Genomic DNA, 20,034 nt, shown 5'->3' on the forward strand with positions numbered 1-20,034 from the left:
CGTCGTCCGCTACCCGGCGGGTGAGCGGTGCGACGCGGGGTGCTCCGTCGGGTCGGGCAGTCGTCCGCCCGGCGCCGGAGCGAGGAAGTAGAAGCGGCGGTAGCCGAGGAGCATGCCCTCGTCGGTCAGGGTGAAGACGTCGACGAAGTCGAGGTCCCCGTCGGGCTGCCCCCGACGGGGCGGGTCGGAGACGGTGTAGCGGCCGGTCACCGCCACCGCGTCACCGGCGGCGATGACCTTGTAGATCTGGTGTCGGGCGGGCGGCCCGGCGAGGAGGGCGTGGGTGCGCAGGACCTCGGCCCGGCCCCGCCCCTGGGCCAGATCCGGCCGCCGGACCTGCACGTCCTCGTCGAGCAGCGAGCCGTACGCGTCGATGTCGCCGGTGTCGAGGTAGTGGTACGACAGGCGTACGTGGTCGACGCCGACCGCCGTCACAGTGGTGCCGCACGTCGACCGCGTGCCCCCGTGGCTGTCCATCCCGGTGTGTCTCCCTGCCGTCGTCCGCCCGAGTGCCCGACGTGCGTCGATCGCTGGGGACGACTCTGGATCCGGTCGGCAACTTCGGCCTATCACGGCGCTTTCCCGACCGGCTCCGCCCGTGGGGTGCCCGGGGATGTCCAGATGAGACGATCACGACGGTGGTGCACGACACCCGGCCGACGAGGTGGGTTGCCTGAATAATAGTCACTTCTGGATCACTGTCCGTACGGGAGAGGCATGCCCGAGTCGATGACCGCCCAAGCGACCGCCGGAGCGCGGATCAGCTTCCGGATCCTCGGCCCCCTGCACGTGGAGGGGGCGGCCGGTCCGGTCCGGATACCCCCCGGCCGGCAGGAGATCATCCTCGCCTCGTTGCTGATGGAGCCCGGCCGGGTGGTCGCCGCCGACAGGCTGCTGGACCTGATCTGGGACGAGGCCCCGCCGGACACCGCGCGTACCCAGATCCAGATCTGTGTCTCCCGGATCCGCAAGAGCTTCGCGGCGGCGCAGGTGGCCGCCACGGTGGTCTCCCGCGCCCCGGGCTACCTGCTGCGCACCGGCGAGGACACGGTGGACCTGCACGTGTTCAACAGGCGGGTCACCGCCGCCCGGGTCCTGGTGAAGGAGGGGCGGCTGGCCGAGGCGGCGGAGTCGCTGCGCGGGGCGGTGGCGCTGTGGCGGGGGCCGTGCCTGAGCGGCATCCCCAGCGAGTCCCTACGGGTACGGGGACTGCGGCTGGACGAGGACCGGCTCGCCGCCGTGGAGACGTACCTCGACCTGGAACTCACCCTCGGACGCAGCCACGAACTCGTCGGCGAGGTCAGCCGCCTGGTCCATGAGTATCCGTTGCGGGAACGGCTGCGTGGCCAGCTGATGCGCGCGCTGTACCGCTCCGGTCGACAGGCCGAGGCGTTGGAGGTGTACCGGGCCGGTCGGACGCTGCTGGCCGAGGAGCTGGGCCTGGAGCCGGGGGAGGAGCTGCGTCAGCTGGAGGGCGCGATCCTGTCCGGGGACCAGGCCCTGCTCGACGGCGTCGCGTCACTGGGCGCCGGACACGTCAGGTCACCGGTCACCGTCCTGCGGGGACCCGGCCAGTACGCCGAGGAGCGACCGCACCAGCTCCCGGCCGACACCGCCGACTTCGTCGCCCGGGAGCAGCTGGTCGGGTCGATCGAGACCGCCCTGCTCGGTGACGACGACAGGCATGCCCTCGGGCTGGTGGTGATCGCCGGCAAACCCGGAATCGGCAAGAGCGCGATGGCCACCCACATCGCCCACCGGCTCGGGGCCACCCGTTTCCCCGACGGTCAGCTCTACTGCGACCTGCGCGGCGCCGGGACCGAGCCGGTCTGTCCCCGTGACGTCCTCGGCCGGTTCCTGCGGGCGCTGGGCATCCCCGGCCCGGTCATCCCCGACGGCACCGACGAGCGGGCCGAGATGTACCGCACCCTGCTGGCCACCCGCCGGATGCTCGTGGTGCTCGACGACGCGGCCGGGGAACGCCAGATCGCTCCGCTGCTGCCCGGCGGCAGCAGCTGTGCGGTACTGGTCACCAGCCGGTCCCGGCTGGCCGCCCTGCCCGGCGCCCAGCGGGTGGAGCTTGACGTCCTGGACCAGGCGCAGGCCCTCGACCTGCTCGGCCGGGTGGTCGGGGTGGACCGGGTGGGCCGGGAACCGGAGGCCGCCGCCGCGCTGGTGCGGACCGTCGGCGGGCTGCCCCTGGCGCTGCGGATCGTGGCGGCCCGGTTGGCGGCCCGGCCGCACTGGACCCTCGCGTCGATGGTCCACCGGCTGGCAAACGAGCGGCACCGCCTCGACGAGCTGGCGCACGGTGAGATGACCATGCGGGCCAGCCTCTCCCTCACCCACGACGGGCTCGGTCCCACCGAGCAGCGGCTGCTGCGGCTGTTCAGCCTCGCCCAGGGGCCGACGGTGCCCGGTTGGATCGCCGGGGCGTTGCTCGACGACGACCGTCCGGTCCCGTCGGACCTGGTCGAGCCGCTCGTCGACGTCCAGATGATGGACGCCGTCGCCGTCGAGGCCACCGGGGAGTTCCGTTACCGGTTCCACGAGGTCATCCGGCTGTTCGCCAGGGAGCAGCTGGCCATGCACGACGGCCCGGCGGAGCAGCGTGCCGCCACCGAACGGATGGTCGGCGGCTGGCTGGCCGTCACCGCGCAGGCCCACGCCCGGGTGTACGGGGGTGACTTCACCGTCCTGCGCGGGACGGGCCGCCGGTGGCATCCGCCGCCGGGGCACGTCGACCGGCTCCTCGCCGACCCGGTCGGGTGGCTCGACGGGGAGCAGGTGAACCTCTGCTCGGCAGTGGAACAGGCCGCCCAGTCCGGGTTGGACGAGCTGTGCTGGGAGCTGGCGACGACGCTCGTCACCCTCTTCGAGACCCGGGGCTACTTCGACCACTGGGAACGGACCCACGAACGGGCGCTGCGGGTGGTCCGGGCGGCAGGGAACACCCGCGGCACGGCCGCCGTCCTCGCCTCGTGGGGCACCCTGCACATCAGCCGGCAGCAGCCGGGGGCGGCCCGCCGGTCCCTGGAGACGGCGCTGGGTCTCTTCGCCGAACTCGACGACCGGCACGGGCTGGCGCTGTGCCGACGGGACCTGGCCCTACTGGAGCGCCAGGGCGGCGACGACGCCCGGGCCCTGGTCCTCTACGAGCAGGCGGACCGCGACTTCGACCGGGTGGGCGACACTGTGGGCCGGGCGACGGTGCTGACCCAGAGCGCGCACATCTGGATGCGTCGGGGGGAGAACACCGTCGCCCAGTCCCAGCTCACCGAGTCACTGGAGATCTTCCGGTCGGTCGGGTACGCCCGGGGCGAGGCGCACGTCCTGCGGCGGGCCGGACAGATGCTGCTCCAGCGGGGTGAACACGACAGGGCCGAGCAGACACTGACCGGGGTCCTGGGGATGGTCCGCAGCAGCCGGGACGTCATCGGGGAGGGGCACCTGCTGCGCAACCTCGGCGAGGTGCACTGCGCGACCGGCCGCTACGACCGGGCGCGTACCGCCTTCGAGCAGGCCCTGACGATCCGGGAGCAGATTATGGACCACGGTGGGGCGGCGGCGGTCCGGCTTGACCTCGCCCGGGTGCTGGCCCGGACCGGAGCCGCAGGACGCGCCGGTGAGCTGCTGGAACACGCCATGGTGACGTTCCAGGAGCGGGGCATGCGGCACGAGTTGGCCGAGGCGCAGGGGCTGCGGGGGCAGCTGCGGCGGGCCGGCTGACCGGTCAGTCCCAGGGGTGGTTGGCGGTGGGGCTGTTGGTGAGCGTCGGGGTGGGTGCCGTCGCGGGCGTCGCCGGGTCGGCCTGCGCCGCCGCCGCGCCCACCGAGATGACCCCGGTGATCGCGGCGGCCAGGGCGAGGGTCCTCAGCGAGGTGGTGCGGCCCATCGTCGACTCCTTCGTGGCTCTTCGATCAACGTCGGCGCCACGTTATCGACGGGGGTAATCGCGCCCTTATTCCAGCAGTTATCCCCCCGCTATCACCGGTTCGCCGCCGGTGGGCCGGTGGTCGTACCAGTCGAAGGCGGCGGTGCCCTCGGTGACGTACATGCCGACGACCCGTCCGGTGAACCCGGTGGCGACCTCGGTGGACAGGTACCTACCGTCCAGTTCGGCGAGCGTGACGGGCTCGCCGGAGCCGGTGGTGACCAGGAATCCGAGGGTGTCGGGACCGGTGGCCCCGACCCCCGGCCGGCGCTCGGCCGCCTGCTTCGCCGACGTCACGGTCGGGGGTAGGACGTCGGTGGTGCGGAGGTCGACGGTCAGCTCCACCGGCCCGGCCGGCACCGGCACCTCCGCCACGCACTGGCGTACCGGCCCGATCCGGGCGACGACCCGGGCTTTGCCATCGGCCACCTCCAGGTCGTAGTGGTGGGCCTCGTCGAGCCGGACGCTGAGTCCGGCCCGGGCGGTGCCCGGGTCGAGGCGGGCGGTGATCCGGCAGTCGGGGTGCTGCTGTCGTCGTCCGACGAAGGTGTGTCCGGGACGGTCGAGGGTGTCCCCGGTGGCGTGCAGGGTCAGCCACCCGGGTCGCTCGGTGAGCGACCAGCTCCCCTCCGGGCGGCTCCGGGGTGAGATCCAGGCCGGGGCGAGCGTGGCCCGGTCGAAGTCGTCGCGCGGCGGCGGCGCGTCGACCGGGCTCCACCCGGGCGACGCCTCCGAGCGGGGGGCGACCGGGTCGACCACCGGCCACCCGTCGACCCACCGGACCGGGGCGAGGAAGGTCTCCCGGCCGAGGACGTGGAACCGGGGGGTGTGCCCCTGCGGTCGGGTGCCCAGCAGCACCATCCACCAGGACCCGTCGGGGGCGCGGACCAGGTCGGCGTGGCCGGTGCTCTGGATCGGCCGGTCGGTGCTGCGGTGCGACAGGATCGGGTTGTGCGGGGCGGGTTCGTACGGCCCGCGCAGGTCCCGTGACCGTGCCACCGAGACCCCGTGCCCGCGTTCGGTGCCGCCCTCGGCGATCAGCAGGTACCACCAGTCGTCGATCCGGTACAGGTGGGGGGCCTCGGGATACTGCAGGCCGCTGCCGGTCCAGAGGGGGTGGGGTCCCTCCAGCACCGTGCCCGCCTCGGGGTCGATCCGGGCCAGCCGGGTGCCGGAGAGGGCACACCAGCAGTTGCCCTCGTCGTCCCAGACCAGGTCGGGGTCGATGCCGGGCAGGTCGAGCCAGACCGGGTCCGACCACGGTCCGGCCGGGTCCTCGGCGGTGACGACGAAGTTCCCCCGGTGCACGTTCGTGGTGATCAACCAGAACCGGCCGTCGTGGTGCCGGATCGTGGGAGCGTAGATGCCCCCGGAGGCCGCCGCGTCCGCCGGGATCGGAAGCTGTCCCGGGCGGTCGAGGGCGTTGCCGATCTGTCGCCAGTGCACCAGGTCCCGACTGTGCAGGACCGGAACCCCGGGGAAGTACTCGAAGCTGGAGCAGACGAGATAGTAGTCCTCGCCGACCCGGCAGACACTCGGGTCGGGGTGCATACCGGGCAGTACGGGATTGTCGTACAACGGCACGGGGGCGGCCTCCCTGAGGGCGACGTGGACGCGGAACCGACCGGGATCGGCCGACGCGGGGGTGGGGTCAGCCGAGGTGGGTGTGGAGGAACTCCAGGGCGCGGGCGTCGTCGACCACGCCGCCACCCTCGTGGCCGTTGTACTCCCAGACGAGCAGGTCCCGGGGGCCGGCGTACTCGTTGAAGGCGGCGTAGACAGTCGAGGGGGGACAGACGGCGTCCATCAGGGCGACGCTGAACAGCGCCGGGGCGGTGGCCCGGCGGGCGAAGTTCACCCCGTCGACGTACGCGAGCGTCCGGTGTACCCGGTCCACGCTCTCCCGGTGGGTGGCCAGGTAGTCGGCCACCTCCCGGTACGGGTACGCGTCGGTGATCCGGGTGGCGCGGGGGAAGTCGCAGAGGAAGGGGACGAAGGCCACCACGGCGGCCAGGTCGTCGCGGAGTCCGGCGACGGCGAGCGCCGCGCCCCCGCCCTGGCTGCTGCCGAGCACCGCCACCCGGTCGGCGTCGACCTCAGGGAGGGCGCGGGCGGCGTCGACGGCGCGTACCGCGTCGGTGAGCAACCGGCGGTAGTAGTGGTCGGCCGGGTCGCCGATGCCCCGGGTGAGGACCCCGGGGACCTGCGGCCCGACGACCGCCGGGTCGGGGGTCTCGCCGACGCTCCACGAGGAGCCCTGTCCCCGGTTGTCCATCTGGAGGTGGGCGAAGCCCGCCGAGGCCCAGAGCAGGCCGGCCAGGGGGTGCCCGCGCCCGCCGCCGTACCCGACGTACTCGACGACTGCCGGCAGCGCGGCGGTGGCCCCGGCGGGGAGCCGCAGCCAGGCCCGGACGTCCTGGCCGGCGTACCCCCGGAAGGTGACGTCGTGGACCTCCAGGGTGGCCAGGCCGGTGGGCACCGGCCGCGTCCGGACGTCGAGGTCGTGGGTGGCGGCCTCGGCGAGGGTCCGCTCCCAGAAGTCGGCGAAGTCGGCCGGGGTGGTCTGTGTGCTGCGGTAGTCGGCGAGCTCCGCCCGGGACATGTCGACGAGCACGGATTCCTCCTGCGGGGGGTGGCTCCGGTCGGGATCGATCCTTCCCGACGGGAGGCGCTTCGGCCAGACCCGTCCCGAAGTTCCGAAAGTTTCGGGATTCCGCCTCGAAGCCGGCCCTTTTTTCGGTCTCGACCCGACCGGTCCGTCCGGTGGGCCGAAAGTTTCGGCTCCGGTCGACAGCGCTTCGGCTGTTCGCCGCCGATCGATGGGCATTGAACTTTCGAGCGTGTTTCGATAGCGTTTCGATTGGAGTTCATCGATTCCTGCGGTGGCGCAGACATGCCGGCTCCCCGACGTGGCTCCCGGGCACCACGTCGTCGCGGCCGGGCCACCGTGGCGGGCGCGGGTCGAGGCTCCTTCCCCCAGACACCCCCGAAAGGTGATCGACATGAACGACCTGTTCGCCCGCGCCAGCGGGCGGTTCGGAGCCGGAGCACTCCGGCGCGGCGCGCTGGTGGCGGTCACCGCCGGGGCCGCGGTCCTCGCCGCCACAGTGGCCTTCGCCCCGAGCGCCAGCGCGGGAACCACCCTCGGTGCCTCGGCGGCGGAGAAGGGACGCTACTTCGGCGCCGCGGTCGCCGCCAACAAGCTCTCCGACAGCACGTACGTCGGGATCCTCAACCGCGAGTTCAACTCGGTCACCCCCGAGAACGAGATGAAGATCGACGCCACCGAGCCCCAGCAGGGGAACTTCACCTTCGCCAACGCCGACCGGATCGTCAACCACGCCCGGGCCAACGGCATGAAGGTGCGCGGCCACACCCTGGCCTGGCACTCCCAGCAGCCGGGCTGGATGCAGAACATGTCCGGCACCGCCCTGCGCAACGCCATGCTCAACCACGTCACCCGGGTGGCCGGCTACTACGCGGGCAAGATCGACTCCTGGGACGTGGTGAACGAGGCGTTCGCCGACGGCAGCAGCGGTGCCCGCCGCGACTCCAACCTCCAGCGCACCGGCAACGACTGGATCGAGGCCGCCTTCCGGGCCGCCCGGGCCGCCGACCCCGCGGCGAAGCTCTGCTACAACGACTACAACACCGACGACTGGACCCACGCCAAGACCCAGGCGGTCTACAACATGGTCCGGGACTTCAAGTCCCGCGGGGTTCCGATCGACTGCGTCGGCCTCCAGTCGCACTTCAACCCCAACTCCCCGTACCCCGGCAACTACCGCACCACCCTGTCCAGCTTCGCCGCCCTCGGGGTGGACGTGCAGATCACCGAGCTGGACATCGAGGGCTCCGGCACCTCCCAGGCCAACGCCTACCGCAGCGTGGTCACCGACTGTCTGGCCGTGGCCCGGTGCACCGGGATCACCGTGTGGGGCATCCGGGACACCGACTCCTGGCGGTCCAGCGGCACCCCGCTGCTCTTCGACGGCAGCGGCAACAAGAAGCAGGCGTACAACGCCACCCTGGAGGCGCTCAACGCCGGTGGGACCACCAACCCGCCCACCACGCCGCCGACGACCACCCCGCCCACCACGCCGCCGACGACCACCCCGCCCACCACGCCGCCGACCACCCCGCCCGGCAACCCGGGAGGCTGCACCGCCTCGGTCTCGCTGAACCAGTGGAACGGAGGCTTCGTGGCCACCGTACGGGTCACCGCCGGATCCGCCCGGATCAACGGGTGGACCGTCGGCGTCGCCCTGCCCGGCGGGGCCTCGGTCACCAACTCCTGGAACACCCAGGCCACCGGCACCAGCGGCACCGTCACCTTCCGCAACGTCAGCTACAACGGTCAGGTGAACGCGGGCACCAGCACGGAGTTCGGCTTCCAGGGCACCGGGACCGGACCCACCGCCACCCCCACCTGCACGGCGAGCTGAACCGAGGCCGGTAGGACGCGTCGACCCCGGTCGTACCCACGGCCGGGGTCGACGCACGTCGGACCACGGCGGCCCGGTCGGCTTTCGGGAGGCCCGGTCGGGGCGGGCAACGGACCGGATCGGGGTTTCGGCGGGCCGGGTCGGGCTGCGGGGGCCGCACGAGGGTCGGTCGACGCCGTCGGGGGGCCGGATACGCTTCGTCGCGGAGCCGGAGACGACCGTCGACCGAGGCGGTCCTGCGGCCCCGCCGACGTACCCCGTCCGCCCGGCCATCGCCCACACCCGCAGGGAGCGACATGACCATCCCCGACCTGTTGCGCCGGCACCGTCTCGTCCCCGTGGTGGTCCTGGACGACGCCGCCCACGCCGAGCCCCTCGCCGAGGCGCTCGCCACCGGGGGGCTACCCGTCGCCGAGGTCACCTTCCGCACCCCGGCCGCCGCCGAGTCGATCGCGCGGATGGCCGCCCACGGCGGGGTCACGGTCGGTGCCGGGACGGTCCTCACCCCCGAACAGGTCGACGTGGCGGTCGAGGCCGGTGCCCGGTTCGTCGTCTCGCCCGGTTTCGACGCGGCGGTGGTCCGCCGCTGCCACGAACACGGGGTGACCCCCCTGCCCGGGGCGGTGACCGCCACCGAGATCATGGCCGCGCTGGCCGCCGGGGTCACCACCGTCAAGTTCTTCCCGGCCGGGACCTCGGGCGGGGCGAAGGCGGTGGCGGCGCTCGCCGCGCCGTTCGGACAGGTCTCGTTCGTGCCGACCGGCGGCATCGACGCCACGACCGCCGCCGACTACCTGGGGTTGTCCTCGGTGCTCGCCGTCGGCGGCAGCTGGATGGTGCCCCGGGCGGCCGTCGCGGCCGGCGAGTTCGACAGGGTCACCGACCTGGTCCGGGCCAGCGTCGAGGCGGTAGCCCGCTGACCCCGGCCCACCCCTCGGGTCGCGGGACCGCCTCCACGACCGGACCGACGACGAACCGGTGACGGCCGGGAACGGTGACCTGCCGACAGCGAACCGGTGACCTGCCGACCGGGCCCGCACCACCCACCACCGCAGGTGGTGCGGGCCCGGTCGCGGTCAGCCCCGGTCCGGTACCCGGTCGGCCACCGTCGCCACCAGGTCGTCGATGGTGTCCAGTCGGCCCGAGGCACCGAACTCCACCTCGACGTCGTACTCCTGCTCGATCGCGTCGACCAGGCGGAGCAGCCCGAGGGAGTCCAGGCCGAGCGCGACAAGCGACAGTCCGGTGAGCGTCGCCCCGACCGGTACGCCGCCCTCGGTGGCCTCCTCGACCAGTTCGGCGATCCGCTGCCGCAGCTCGGTACGTCCCATCAGTGCCCCTCTCCCGAACGCCTGACGAAGTCGGCGATCTCGGCGATGGTCGGGGTGTCGAAGAAGGTGTCCAGCGGCACCTCGACACCGAGCCGCTGCTGGATCCGGCCGCTGATCCGGGTGATGGTCAACGAGTGCCCGCCGAGGTCGAACAGGTCCTCGTGCTCGCCGACGTCGGGGATCCGCAGCACCTCCTGCCAGATCGTGCGTAGCTGCTCGACCAGCTCGTCTGCTCCGTCGGCACCCCCGGTGGCGGGGTCGACGTCGTCGGATCGCGCCCCCCGGCGGGCGACGGGCACCGGCAGGGCGGCCCGGTCCACCTTGCCGCTGGGACCCAGCGGCAGCCGGTCGAGGACCACCCACTCACCCGGCACCATCGCCGCCGGGAGGCTGACCGCCAGGTGTCGGCGCAGGTCGGCGGGGTCCGGGGCGGCCCCCCGGGGCACCAGGTAACCGACCAGGGTCGGCTCCCCGGTCTCGGTGTCCGGGCAGGTCTGCACGGTGCCGGCGGCCACCCCAGGGTGCTCCAGGAGCCGGGCTGTCACCTCACCCAACTCGATGCGGTGTCCCCGGATCTTCACCTGTTCGTCGGTGCGCCCCAGGAACTCGATCCGCCCGTCCGGCCGCCACCGGCACCGGTCACCGGTGCGGTACAGCCGTTCCCCGGGGCCGCCGTACGGGTCGTCGACGAACCGGTCCGCCGTCAGGTCGGGTCGGCCCCGGTAGCCCTCGGCGAGACCGGACCCGGCGAGGCAGAGTTCCCCGGGCACCCCGACCGGCACCGGGCGGGACTCCTCGTCGAGCAGGTACGCCCGGGTGCCGGGCAGCGGTAGTCCGATCGTCACCTCGTCCGGGTCGGCCGGGACGTCGGCCATGGTCGCGTAGATCGTCGCCTCGGTGGGGCCGTACCCGTTGACCAGCCGGGTCAGTCGTGATCGTAGGTTCCGGGCGAGGGGCACCGGCAGGGCCTCCCCGCCGGTCACCCCGACCAGCGGTGGTGTGCCCGCCGCGCCGAGACCCGCCTCCAGCAGCACCCGCCACCCCGACGGGGTGGCCTGCACGTGGGTCACAGCGGCGGTGCGGACCAACCGCAGCACCCCGGCCCCGTCCAGGGGGCTGATCCCCGCCGCGACCACCACCCGGCCCCCGGTGGTCAGGGGCAGCCAGATCTCCACCCCGGAGATGTCGAACGCCGGTGAGGTGAGCTGCAACCACCGGTGCTCGGGTCGGCTGTCGAGCACCTCCCGCAGTCCCAGTAGCAGGTTGGTCAACGCGGCGTGCGCAACCACCACCCCCTTCGGCTGCCCGGTCGACCCCGACGTGTAGAGCACGTACGCGGGCTCGGCGCGCAGGGGACGCCCCGGGTCGACGTCGTCGGCGGCGGAGTCGGTCGGGTCCGGCCGGTCGGGCAGGGCGTCGACGGTCAGGGCCGGGCGGTCCAGCCGGGCGGCGAGCGCCGTCGTGGTCACCACGAGCGTCGGGTCCGCGTCGGCCAGGACGAGGTCCTGGCGGGCGACGGGGTGTCCCGGGTCGACCGGCACGTAGGCGGCCCGGCACCGCAGGACGGCCAGCAGGGTCGCCACCAGTTCCCAGGACCGGTCCAGGGCCACCGCCACCCGCGCGCCGGGTCCGACGCCCCGCTCGCGCAGCAGCCGGGCCAGCCGGGCCGCTGCGGCGTCGAGGTCGGCGTAGCTGAGCGTCAGGTCCCCGTCGACCACCGCGACGGCCTGGGGCCGGGTCCGCACCTGGGCGGCGAAGAGCGTCGGGAGGTCGACGTCCGCCGGGTGGGTCCGCCCGGTGTCGTTCCATCTCCGCAGCACCATGTCGGTCTCGTCGGGGGGCAGCACCGGCAGGTCGGCCACCGCCAGTCCCGGGTCGGCGACGACGGCGGCCAACAGGGTCCGCAGGTGCGCCCCGATCCGGGTCACCCCGTCGGCGTCGAGCGCCGTCGGGCTGTGCTGGAGGGTGACCGTCCACCCGGTGGGGGCGTCCACCACCTGCACGTGCAGGGCGTTGCGGGCCGACCCGGAGAAGAGCGTCCACTCCACCCGGGACCCGACGTCGGTGAAGGTCGGTTCCGTGCCCCGACGTCGGTAACCGACCGAGACGGCGGTCAGCGCCGGGGCCGGACGCAACCCGGGTACGGCGTGGGTCAACGGCACCGCCCGGTGTCGGTACAGCTCGCGGAGCCGGGCGCGGACCTTTCGGGCGTACCCGTCGACGGTGCCGGTGGGGGTGGGGGCGGTGACCGGGAGTTCGTTGACGAAGAGCCCGACCTGGTCGGCCTGCTCCGGGGTACGGGTCGACAGCGCCACCCCCACCGGGGTGTCCCGGTTGCCGTACCGGTACACCAGCAGGTGCAGTGCGGTCAGGAACAGCTCGAACCGGGTCACCCCCACGGTGGTGGCGGCCCGGTCGAGCCCGTCGGCGAGGTCGCCGAGGGGCACCGGGACGGCCCGTCCCGGCTCGGCGGCGGCGGGCACCCGGGTCAGTCCGGGCAGCACCACGTCGGTCGGGTCCGGCCGGTGCCGTGCCCAGTACGCGCGGGCGGCCGGCAGGTCCGCCGCGACCCTGTCGCGTTCGGCGGTGGCGTGTCCGGCGTACCCGTCGGGCAGCGGGGGCAGCCGTACCGGCTCTCCGGCGGCGGCCGTCCGGTACGCGGCGGCGAGGTCGCCTACCAGGACCTCTTTGCTGGTCCCGTCGAAGACCAGGTGGTGGGCGGTGACCAGCAGGAGGTGCCGCCCGTCGACGGCGGTCAGCAGGACGAACCGGGACAGCGGCCCGTCGGTCAGGGAGTATCCCCGGGCGATCTCCTCGGCCACCCGCTCCTCGGTCAGTTCGGCGAACGTGACGGGTGGCCGGGCCGGGCCGGGGGCCAGGCGGGGGACGCCGTCGGCGTCGGTGACGACCCGGGCGTCCAGGACGGGATGCCGCTCGATCACCGCCGTGCAGGCCGCCACCAGGGCCTCGGTGTCCAGCCGGGCGTCGAAGTGGATTCCGACGGCCATGTGGTACGCCGTCGCGGCCGCCCCGGCCTGTTCGGTGAACCAGACGGCGTGCTGCGCGTATGTCGCCTCCACGGTACCCACGGGCTCTCCTCGTCCATCGATATACATCAGTCGTCGAACCGGGCGGCGAGCTGTCGTTTGAGCACCTTGCCGCCCTCGTTGCGGGGCAGTTGCCGCACCAGCAGCAGCCGGGCCGGTAGTTGGTGGTCGGCGAGCCGACCGGCGAGGAAGGACCGCACGGCCGGCAGTGTCAGGTCGGTGTCGCAGGACCGCACGGCCGGCAGTGTCAGGTCGGTGTCGCAGGACCGCGCGGCCGGCAGGGCCAGGTCGGTGTCGGCGGTCGTCGGCCTGGCGACCAGGACGGCGGCCACCACCGATCCGAGGACCGGGTGGGCGACGGCGACGACCGCCGCCTCGGCGATCCCCGGGTGCTCGTGCAGCGCCGCCTCGACCTCCAGACTGGAGATCTTGAAGGCCCCGGACTTGATGACGTCCTGGTGCCTGTCGGTGAGGTACAGGTACCCGTCGGCGTCGAGGCGGCCCACGTCGCCCATCCGGACCCAGCCGTCGCGGAAGGTGGCCCGGGTGGCCGAGGCGTCCCGGTGGTAGGAGCGGGGGTGTGGGGAGCGCAGCCACACCTCACCGACCTCGCCGGTGGGCAACGGCTGGCCCTGCGGGTCGGCGATGCGCAGGTCCCCGCCGACCGGGCGGCCGACGGCCTCCCGCCGGGCCGGGTCGAAGATCATCGTGGTCTGGGCCGGGGCGGCCTCGGTGGAGGTGTAGTAGTTGACGACGGTGGCCGCCGGAAACGCTGCGGCCAACCGGGTGGCCACCGCCGGGGGCAGCGCCGCCGCCGTCGACCCCACCAGGTGTACGCCGCCGAGGTCCCGCCCGTCGAGCGCCCCCGAGTCGAGCAGTTCGATGGCGATCGACGGGACCAGGAACACCGTCCCGGTCCCCTCGGCGGCGATCAGGCGGGCGAACCGGGCCGGGGTGAACCCGGGCAGGGTCAACGCCGTCGGCCTGGCGGTCAACGCGTTGAACAGCATCGTCTGACCGGCGTTGGTGCCGATCGGGAAGGCGTGCAGGAACCGCTGCGAGTGGGCCAGGGGCAGCCGTCGCGGGTGTCTCGGGGCACCGACTGTGAGGTTGGCGTGACTGGCCTTGACCCCCTTGGGGCGGCCGGTGGTGCCGGAGGTGTAGAGGATCTGGGCCAGGTCGTCGGGGCGTACCGGATGGTCGGGACCGGTGTCGTCCTCGCCGCGCAGGAGGGTCACCGGCCAGGACGGCAGGCCGGTCGGGGCGGGGGTCTGGCCGTGCACCACGGCGGTGGCCCGGCAGTGGTCGAGGGCGTACCCCAGTTGGGTGGGGGCGGACCGGTCCGACAGCGGTACGGCCACCGCCCCGGCGCGCAGCACCCCGCAGTACGCCACCGCGTACCCGATCCAGTCCCGGGCACCGAAGACCAGCCCGACCCGGTCACCAGGGCCGACGCCGCGTCGCCGCAGGGCACCGGCGACCGCGCCGGCGGCCTCCCACCACTCGGCGAAGGTCAGCTCCGCCACCCCGTGCACCCGCAGCGCCACCTGCTGCGGGTGCACGGCAACCCGCCAGGCCAGCAGTTCCGGGACGGTCCGGGCCACCGGCGGGACCGGCACAGGAGCGTCGGTCGGGGCGGTCACCTCGGGTCGCCCTCGGCCCGGCCGGCGGCCCGGGCCTGCCGGGCCTCGATCCCGACCAGGTCGTCCGGGGGCGCGTCGGGCACCTCCAGGTCGAAGCGGGACAGGATCCGGGAGCGCAGCGACACCACGGCGGTCAGGGCGATGCCGACCCCGAAGACCAGGTACAGCAGGGCGTGTCCACGTCCGGGGCCGACACCGATCACCGCCCCGACACTGGGTGCGAGGGTGCCGCCGGGCAGCAGCATCGGCTCCACCGTCCGGGCGGCGAACGGGGCCACCACCCCCCACCCCAGGGGCATCGTCGACCAGGCCACCATCTGGTTGAGGGCGAAGACCCGCCCGTGGAACCGGGGCGGCACCTTGGTCTGGACGATGGTGTTGTAGACCCCGTTGACCAGACCGAGGGCGAGGTACATGCCGAACGCCCCGACCCCGACGACCAGCAGGTTCGGGCGCAGCCCGGTGACCACACAGGCCACCGCGATGCCGAGGGTGCCGAGCAGGACCGCCCGCATCCGGTAGGTCCGCGGTCCACCCCAGACGAGCATGACCAGCCCGCCGGTGGCCGCACCGACCCCGCCGGTGAGCGCGATCCGGGCCACCTCGCCCAGGTCGGCGAAGCCCAGCACCAGGGGAGAGAGCAGGAACAGCACCGGGAACAGGAAGAAGTTCAGCGCGGCGAAGAAGGCCAGCATCGCCCGGAACTCCCGGCGGCGCAGCGCGTACCGCAGTCCACCCAGGATCTCCTGGCCGATGCTCTCGCGCCGCCGCAGGGCGAGGGCACGGGGGAACCGGACGACGGCGAGGACCCCGATCGCGAACGCGTACGCCACCACGTCGATGATCAGGATGCCGCGCAGGCCGACCGCCTCCAGGAGCGCGACGGCGATCAGGGGGACCAGGAACTGGGTGACCCCGGTGGCGGTCTGCGCCAGCCCGTTGGCGTGCCCGAGGTACCGCTTCGGCACCAGTTGCGGCACCGCCGAGACGAAGGAGAGGCGTTGGAACGCCAGCGCCACCGACAGCCAGCCGACGAAGAGGTAGAAGTGCCACACCTGGACCCGGTCGGTGAGGACCAGGGCGGCCAGGGCGGCGTTCGCGCCCCCGGCGGCCAGCCCGGACAGGATCATGATCCGGCGTCGACTGGTCCTGTCGATCAGCGCCCCGGCCAGCGGCGCCACCACCAGTCCGGGGAGCAGACCGATCACCGCGAAGAGCGCGAAGCGGGCCAGTGATCCGGTCTCCAGGTAGATGAACAGGGGGATCGCGAAGTTGGTCAGGGCGGTGCCCGTACCGGAGACGATCTGACCGGCGGCGATCAGCCCGAACCGGCGCATGCTCGGCTTCGGGGTCCGGTCCCGGCGTCTGCGCACCGGTGGTCCGTCGTCGGGTGGGGTGTCCCGGCGACCGGCCGGGGGAGGCGGTGGGGGCGGGTCGGCGGGCGGGTCGGTGCGGCGGTCCGAGACGGCGACCAGTTCCCACGCCGGGTCCGGGCCTGTCGCCTCCGGGGTCAGGACGGTGGCCTCCGGGGTCAGGACTGTCGCCTCCGGCGTCGGGGCGGCCAGCCGGTCGTGCACGCCGGTGACGATCTCGGCGAGTTCGGCGGCCCGGTACTTCAGGAAGTAGTGCCCGCCCTCGTCGATCACGGCCAGGGCGGTGGCGTCGCTGAGGAAGTGCCACTCCCGGAACCGTTCCTCGTGGTACTCGGTGCCCCGGTCCTGCTCCCCGACCACCGAGATGATCGGGGCCCGCAGCGGGTTCACCCGCCGGTGCAGCAGATCGGTGAAGTACTCCTCGGACACCCGGGCGTCGTGGCGCATCGCCCGGATCAGGAAGGCCACCTCGTCGGGGTCGAGCGTGGCGATCGACGTACCCTGCGCCTGCAACCAGGTCCGGTAGATCCGGTCGCTGCGGATCCGCTCGGCCACCCGCAGCCGCAGCAGTGGTCCGAGGAGCCCACCGGTCGGTCGGCCGAACGGGAACACCGCACCCAGGTACACGGCCGTCAGTTCCCGACCGGCGGCCTCCAACCGGCGGGCGACCTCCACCGCCAGCGCCCCGCCGGGGCCGCAGTGACCGTAGAGGATCAGCGGACCGGTCACCCGGTCCAGCAGCTGCGCGGCGACCTCGGTGGCGACCTCGTCGAGCGGTGCCACCTCGTCGGCGAGCCCGATGTCGTGTCCGGGTACGGCCACCGACAGCAGCCGGTATCCGGGGGGCAGCGCCTCGGCCAGGGGCTGGTACACGACAGCGCTGCCCCCGCCGTACGGGACGCAGACCAGGGTGGCCACCGGGGTCCCGGTGACCGGCGGGGTCAGCTCGTGCAGCATTCCGTCGTCGACGTGGTCGGTGGCGGTCACCCGGGCGGCCAGCTCCCGGACGGTCCGGTGGCGGAACAGGTCCATCACGGTGACCGGGGCGAGGGCGGTGGTGTCCACCACGCCCGGTAGCTCCCGCCGGAGCCGGGCCACCACCTGGGTGGCGAGCAGGGAGTGTCCGCCGATGTCGAAGAAGTCGTCGTCCGCGCCGACCTGCGGGGTGTCGAGGACCACCTGCCAGATCGCGGCGATCAGCGTCTGCACCGGCCCGGACGGGGCGACCCGCGCCCCGGTGGGGGTCTGGTCACCCAGGTCGGGCAGCGCCCGCCGGTCCACCTTGCCGTGTTCCTGCAACGGCAGTCGGTCCAGCCAGACGAACCGGTACGGCACCATGTGTTCGGGCAGCCGCTCGGCGAGCATCCGCCGGATCGCCGCCCCCTCCGGCCGGTCGGCCTCGACCCCGTCCGGGGTCGGCTCCGGTTCCAGCCAGGCCACCAGCCTGTCGTCGCGCAGCAGGACGGCGGCCTGCCGGACGTCGGGCAGCTCCCGCAGGGCGGCCTCCACCTCACCCAGCTCCACCCGGTATCCGCGGATCTTCACCTGGTGGTCCCGGCGACCGAGGAACATCAGTTCCCCGTCGGACCGCCACCGCCCGAGGTCCCCGGTGCGGTAGAGCCGCGCCCCCGGTGGCCCGTACGGGTCGGGGACGAACCGTTCGTCGGTCAGGTCCGGTCGGTGCAGGTAGCCCCGGGCCAGCCGGTCCCCGCCGAGGTGGATCTCCCCGGGGACCCCGACCGGCACCGGTCGCATCCGCTCGTCGAGCAGGTACACCCGGGCGTGCGGCAGCGGCCGACCCAACGGGACCCGCCCGGCCCCCGCCGCCGTCACCTCGTAGGTGGTGACGCCGACTGTTGCCTCGGTCGGGCCGTAGTGGTTGAACACCCGTCCGGCACCCACCGCGGCGAACCGGGCCGCCCACCCCAGGTCGGCCGCCTCCCCGCCGAGGATCAACGCCCGGGCGGGGACCAGCGCGGCCTCGTCGACCTCGACGGCCAGGGCGGCCAGGTGCGACGGAGTGATCTTGAGATAGTCGATCCGGTGTCGACGCAGCTGCTCGGCCAGCTCCCCACCGGTGCACCGCCTGTCGATCAGGTGCACGGTTCCGCCCGTGGTCAGGGACAGGTAGAACACGGTGACGCTGAAGTCGAACGACATGGACTGCAACAGCGCGTACCGGCCGCCCGGGGTGACAGCGAACCGCTGCGCCACCCCGTCGAGGTACCGCAGGACCTGCCGGTGGGCGACAGCCACCCCCTTGGGCGTCCCGGTGGACCCGGAGGTGTAGATGACGTACGCGAGGTGCTCACCCGTGGTCGCCGACGGGGGCGGGGTGACCGGTTCGCCTGCGAGGGCGTCGGCCTCGTCGTCGAGGAGGAACACCACGTCGTCGCCGGGCAGCACGTCCCGTAGCCCGGTGGTGGTGAGCACCAGTGCGGGCCGGGCGTCGGCGAGCATCAGTGCCAGCCGCTGCGTCGGCTGCTCCGGGTCCAGCGGGAGGTACGCCCCACCGGCCCGCAGCACCCCGAGCAGCGCCACGGCCAGCTCCACAGACTGTTCCACGAGCACCCCGACCAGGCTGTCCGGCCCGACCCCGAGGGCACGCAGCCGGTGGGCGAGGCGGTTGGCCCGCAGGTCCAGCTCCCGGTAGGTCACCGCGTCCGGTCCGCAGACCACGGCGGGGACGTCGGGGGTGGCGGTGACCCACGGGGTGGGCAGCTCCGCCAGTGTCGACGCGACACCGGTCACCGGCGCGTCCGGCACCTCACCGGGGGTGCCCAGGTCGAGGAGCCGGGCCTGCTCGGCCTCCTCGACCAGGGGCAGGTCGACCACGGCCAGCTCGGGTCGGGCCACCGCGCCGTGCAGCAGGGTACGGAAGCTCTCGGCGAACCGGGCTGCGGTCTCCGGGTCGAACAGGTCGCTGTTGTACACGAGCATCGCCCGGAGCCCGTCGTCGGTCTCGCTGACGTAGAGCGACAGGTCGAAGCGGGCGACGGTGCCGTCCGCGCCGAACCTCTCGGCGACCAGCCCCTCGGGCCACCGGCCGGTGCCCCGGTCGTAGTTCTGCAGTGTGAACAGCACCTGGAACACCGGCGTCCGGCTCACGTCCCGGGCGACGTTGAGCTCCTTGACCAGCCGTTCGAACGGCACCTCCTGGTGGGCCAGCGCCCGGACCACGCTGTTGCGGGTCCGACGCAGCAGGACCCCGAAGCTCGGTTCGGCGTCGTCGGACACCTCCGGTGCCAGGTCGGCGCGGAGCGAGAGGGTGTTGACGAAGAGCCCGATCACCTCCTCCGACTCGGGGGTGACCCGACCGGCGACGGGAGAGCCGACGGCGAAGTCCCGCTGACCGCTGTACCGGAACAGGGTGGCGTGCAGGCCGGCGAGGAGTGTCATGTAGAGGGTCGCCCGGTGGGTCCGGCCGAGCCGACGCAGCCCCTCGGTCAGGTCGGCGTCGATCGCGAACCGGTGGGTGCCGCCCGCGTACGTCTGCACACTCGGGCGGGGCCTGTCGGTGGGCAGCTCCAGCGGGGCGACCCCGGCCAGCGCCCGGGTCCAGTAGGCCAGCCCGTCCCGGGCCGCCGACCCGGCCATCCGTTCCCGCTGCCAGGCGGCGTGTTCGACGTAGCTCAGACCCGGGGGCTCCGGCGCGGGGGCGGCGTCGCGTAGCACCCCGTACATCGTCGCCACCTCGGCCATCAGCAGGTTCATCGACCACCCGTCGCTGACGACGTGGTGGGTGTCCAGGTGCAGCACGTGGTCGTCGTCGGCCAGCCGGACCAGCAGCACCCGCAGCAGAGGGGCGACGGCGAGGTCGAAGGGGGTCCGCACCCGCTCGGCGACCAGCTCACGGGCGGTCGTCTCGTCCTGTGCCGAGACGACTGTGACAGGCACCCGGACCCGGTCCACCACCTCCACCCGAGGCGTTCCGTCGTCGGTCTCGGTGAAGCACATCCGCAGGCTGTCGTGCCGCCCGGCGACCGCGTCCAGGGCGGCCCCGACCAGCTCAGGGTCCAGCGGACCGCGCAGCCGGCAGGTCGCGTAGACGACGTACCCGGCGGTGCCGGGGGTCAGCTGTTCGGTGAACCAGATCCTTTCCTGACCGAACGACAGCGACGCCTCGGTTCGATGTCGGGGAATGGTCCGGTTCGGTGGGTTAGGAGCAGGCCGCGTTGGTACGTCAACATTGGTCACGCGGTTCGCCTTATCCATTGGGGGTGTGCGGAGCAGACAGTTTGCCGACTGCAAACGATGCAAC

The 20,034-nt window shown here is 73.4% G+C and carries 11 protein-coding genes; 3 read left to right on the top strand and 8 right to left on the bottom strand.

Translation table 11 applies throughout. The features are described from left to right. Window positions 1–9: 9 nt before the first annotated feature. A complete protein-coding gene (locus ABT336_RS14710) occupies window positions 10–477 on the bottom strand; it encodes a nuclear transport factor 2 family protein (RefSeq protein ID WP_350897100.1) in 468 nt (155 codons plus the stop codon). 252 nt (window positions 478–729) lie between these two features. Here ABT336_RS14710 and ABT336_RS14715 point away from each other — a divergent pair, with 252 nt between their 5' ends. Beyond that, on the top strand, window positions 730–3,729 hold the full coding sequence (locus ABT336_RS14715; RefSeq protein WP_350897101.1) for an AfsR/SARP family transcriptional regulator: 3,000 nt from the start codon (window positions 730–732) through the stop codon (window positions 3,727–3,729). A 4-nt stretch (window positions 3,730–3,733) separates the two neighbouring features. Here ABT336_RS14715 and ABT336_RS14720 read toward each other — a convergent pair whose 3' ends face one another. The 3 genes from ABT336_RS14720 to ABT336_RS14730 all read right to left on the bottom strand — a co-directional run bounded on the left by ABT336_RS14720 (window position 3,734) and on the right by ABT336_RS14730 (window position 6,536). After that, window positions 3,734–3,895: a hypothetical protein gene (locus tag ABT336_RS14720; RefSeq protein ID WP_350897102.1), complete on the bottom strand. Its 162-nt coding sequence runs from the start codon at window positions 3,893–3,895 to the stop codon at window positions 3,734–3,736. A gap of 78 nt (window positions 3,896–3,973) precedes the next feature. Further along, window positions 3,974–5,518 carry a glycoside hydrolase family 43 protein gene (locus ABT336_RS14725; protein ID WP_350897103.1) on the bottom strand — a complete coding sequence of 515 codons (1,545 nt, stop codon included), beginning with the start codon at window positions 5,516–5,518 and terminating at the stop codon, window positions 3,974–3,976. Window positions 5,519–5,585: 67 nt separating this feature from the next. Beyond that, window positions 5,586–6,536: an acetylxylan esterase gene (locus ABT336_RS14730; RefSeq protein ID WP_350897127.1), complete on the bottom strand. Its 951-nt coding sequence runs from the start codon at window positions 6,534–6,536 to the stop codon at window positions 5,586–5,588. Window positions 6,537–6,936: 400 nt separating this feature from the next. Here ABT336_RS14730 and ABT336_RS14735 point away from each other — a divergent pair, with 400 nt between their 5' ends. Both ABT336_RS14735 and eda read left to right on the top strand, forming a co-directional pair. Then, complete coding sequence (locus tag ABT336_RS14735) at window positions 6,937–8,379, top strand: glycoside hydrolase family 10 protein (RefSeq protein ID WP_350897104.1); 1,443 nt, start codon at window positions 6,937–6,939, stop codon at window positions 8,377–8,379. Window positions 8,380–8,675: 296 nt separating this feature from the next. After that, entirely contained in the window at window positions 8,676–9,299 is a 624-nt protein-coding gene (gene eda / locus ABT336_RS14740; RefSeq protein ID WP_350897105.1) for a bifunctional 4-hydroxy-2-oxoglutarate aldolase/2-dehydro-3-deoxy-phosphogluconate aldolase, read from the top strand. Between the two features lie 156 nt (window positions 9,300–9,455). On the opposite strand, the gene ABT336_RS14745 is transcribed toward eda, so the two are convergent. Genes ABT336_RS14745 through ABT336_RS14760 form a run of 4 tightly spaced genes read right to left on the bottom strand, consistent with a single transcriptional unit; the run spans window position 9,456 to window position 19,970 of the window. Continuing rightward, a complete protein-coding gene (locus ABT336_RS14745; RefSeq protein ID WP_350897106.1) occupies window positions 9,456–9,710 on the bottom strand; it encodes an acyl carrier protein in 255 nt (84 codons plus the stop codon). Then, entirely contained in the window at window positions 9,710–12,799 is a 3,090-nt protein-coding gene (locus tag ABT336_RS14750) for a non-ribosomal peptide synthetase (protein WP_350897107.1), read from the bottom strand. The genes ABT336_RS14745 and ABT336_RS14750 overlap by 1 nt, the downstream gene beginning before the upstream one ends. Before the next feature lie 26 nt (window positions 12,800–12,825). Further along, window positions 12,826–14,400, bottom strand: a complete 1,575-nt coding sequence (locus tag ABT336_RS14755) for a class I adenylate-forming enzyme family protein (RefSeq protein ID WP_350897108.1) — start codon at window positions 14,398–14,400, stop codon at window positions 12,826–12,828. Beyond that, window positions 14,397–19,970 carry a non-ribosomal peptide synthetase/MFS transporter gene (locus ABT336_RS14760; protein ID WP_350897109.1) on the bottom strand — a complete coding sequence of 1,858 codons (5,574 nt, stop codon included), beginning with the start codon at window positions 19,968–19,970 and terminating at the stop codon, window positions 14,397–14,399. The genes ABT336_RS14755 and ABT336_RS14760 overlap by 4 nt, the downstream gene beginning before the upstream one ends. Window positions 19,971–20,034: the final 64 nt, after the last annotated feature.

Origin of the sequence: Micromonospora sp. NPDC000207, assembly GCF_040300925.1 — a bacterium.
Lineage (GTDB): Bacteria > Actinomycetota > Actinomycetes > Mycobacteriales > Micromonosporaceae > Micromonospora.

Coding starts and splice junctions, on each gene's coding strand:
- eda (WP_350897105.1), top strand. CDS start 8,676: ATGACCATCCCCGACCTGTTGCGCCGGCACCGTCTCGTCCCCGTGGTG.
- ABT336_RS14715 (WP_350897101.1), top strand. CDS start 730: ATGACCGCCCAAGCGACCGCCGGAGCGCGGATCAGCTTCCGGATCCTC.
- ABT336_RS14730 (WP_350897127.1), bottom strand. CDS start 6,536: ATGTCCCGGGCGGAGCTCGCCGACTACCGCAGCACACAGACCACCCCG.
- ABT336_RS14735 (WP_350897104.1), top strand. CDS start 6,937: ATGAACGACCTGTTCGCCCGCGCCAGCGGGCGGTTCGGAGCCGGAGCA.
- ABT336_RS14710 (WP_350897100.1), bottom strand. CDS start 477: ATGGACAGCCACGGGGGCACGCGGTCGACGTGCGGCACCACTGTGACG.
- ABT336_RS14745 (WP_350897106.1), bottom strand. CDS start 9,710: ATGGGACGTACCGAGCTGCGGCAGCGGATCGCCGAACTGGTCGAGGAG.
- ABT336_RS14720 (WP_350897102.1), bottom strand. CDS start 3,895: ATGGGCCGCACCACCTCGCTGAGGACCCTCGCCCTGGCCGCCGCGATC.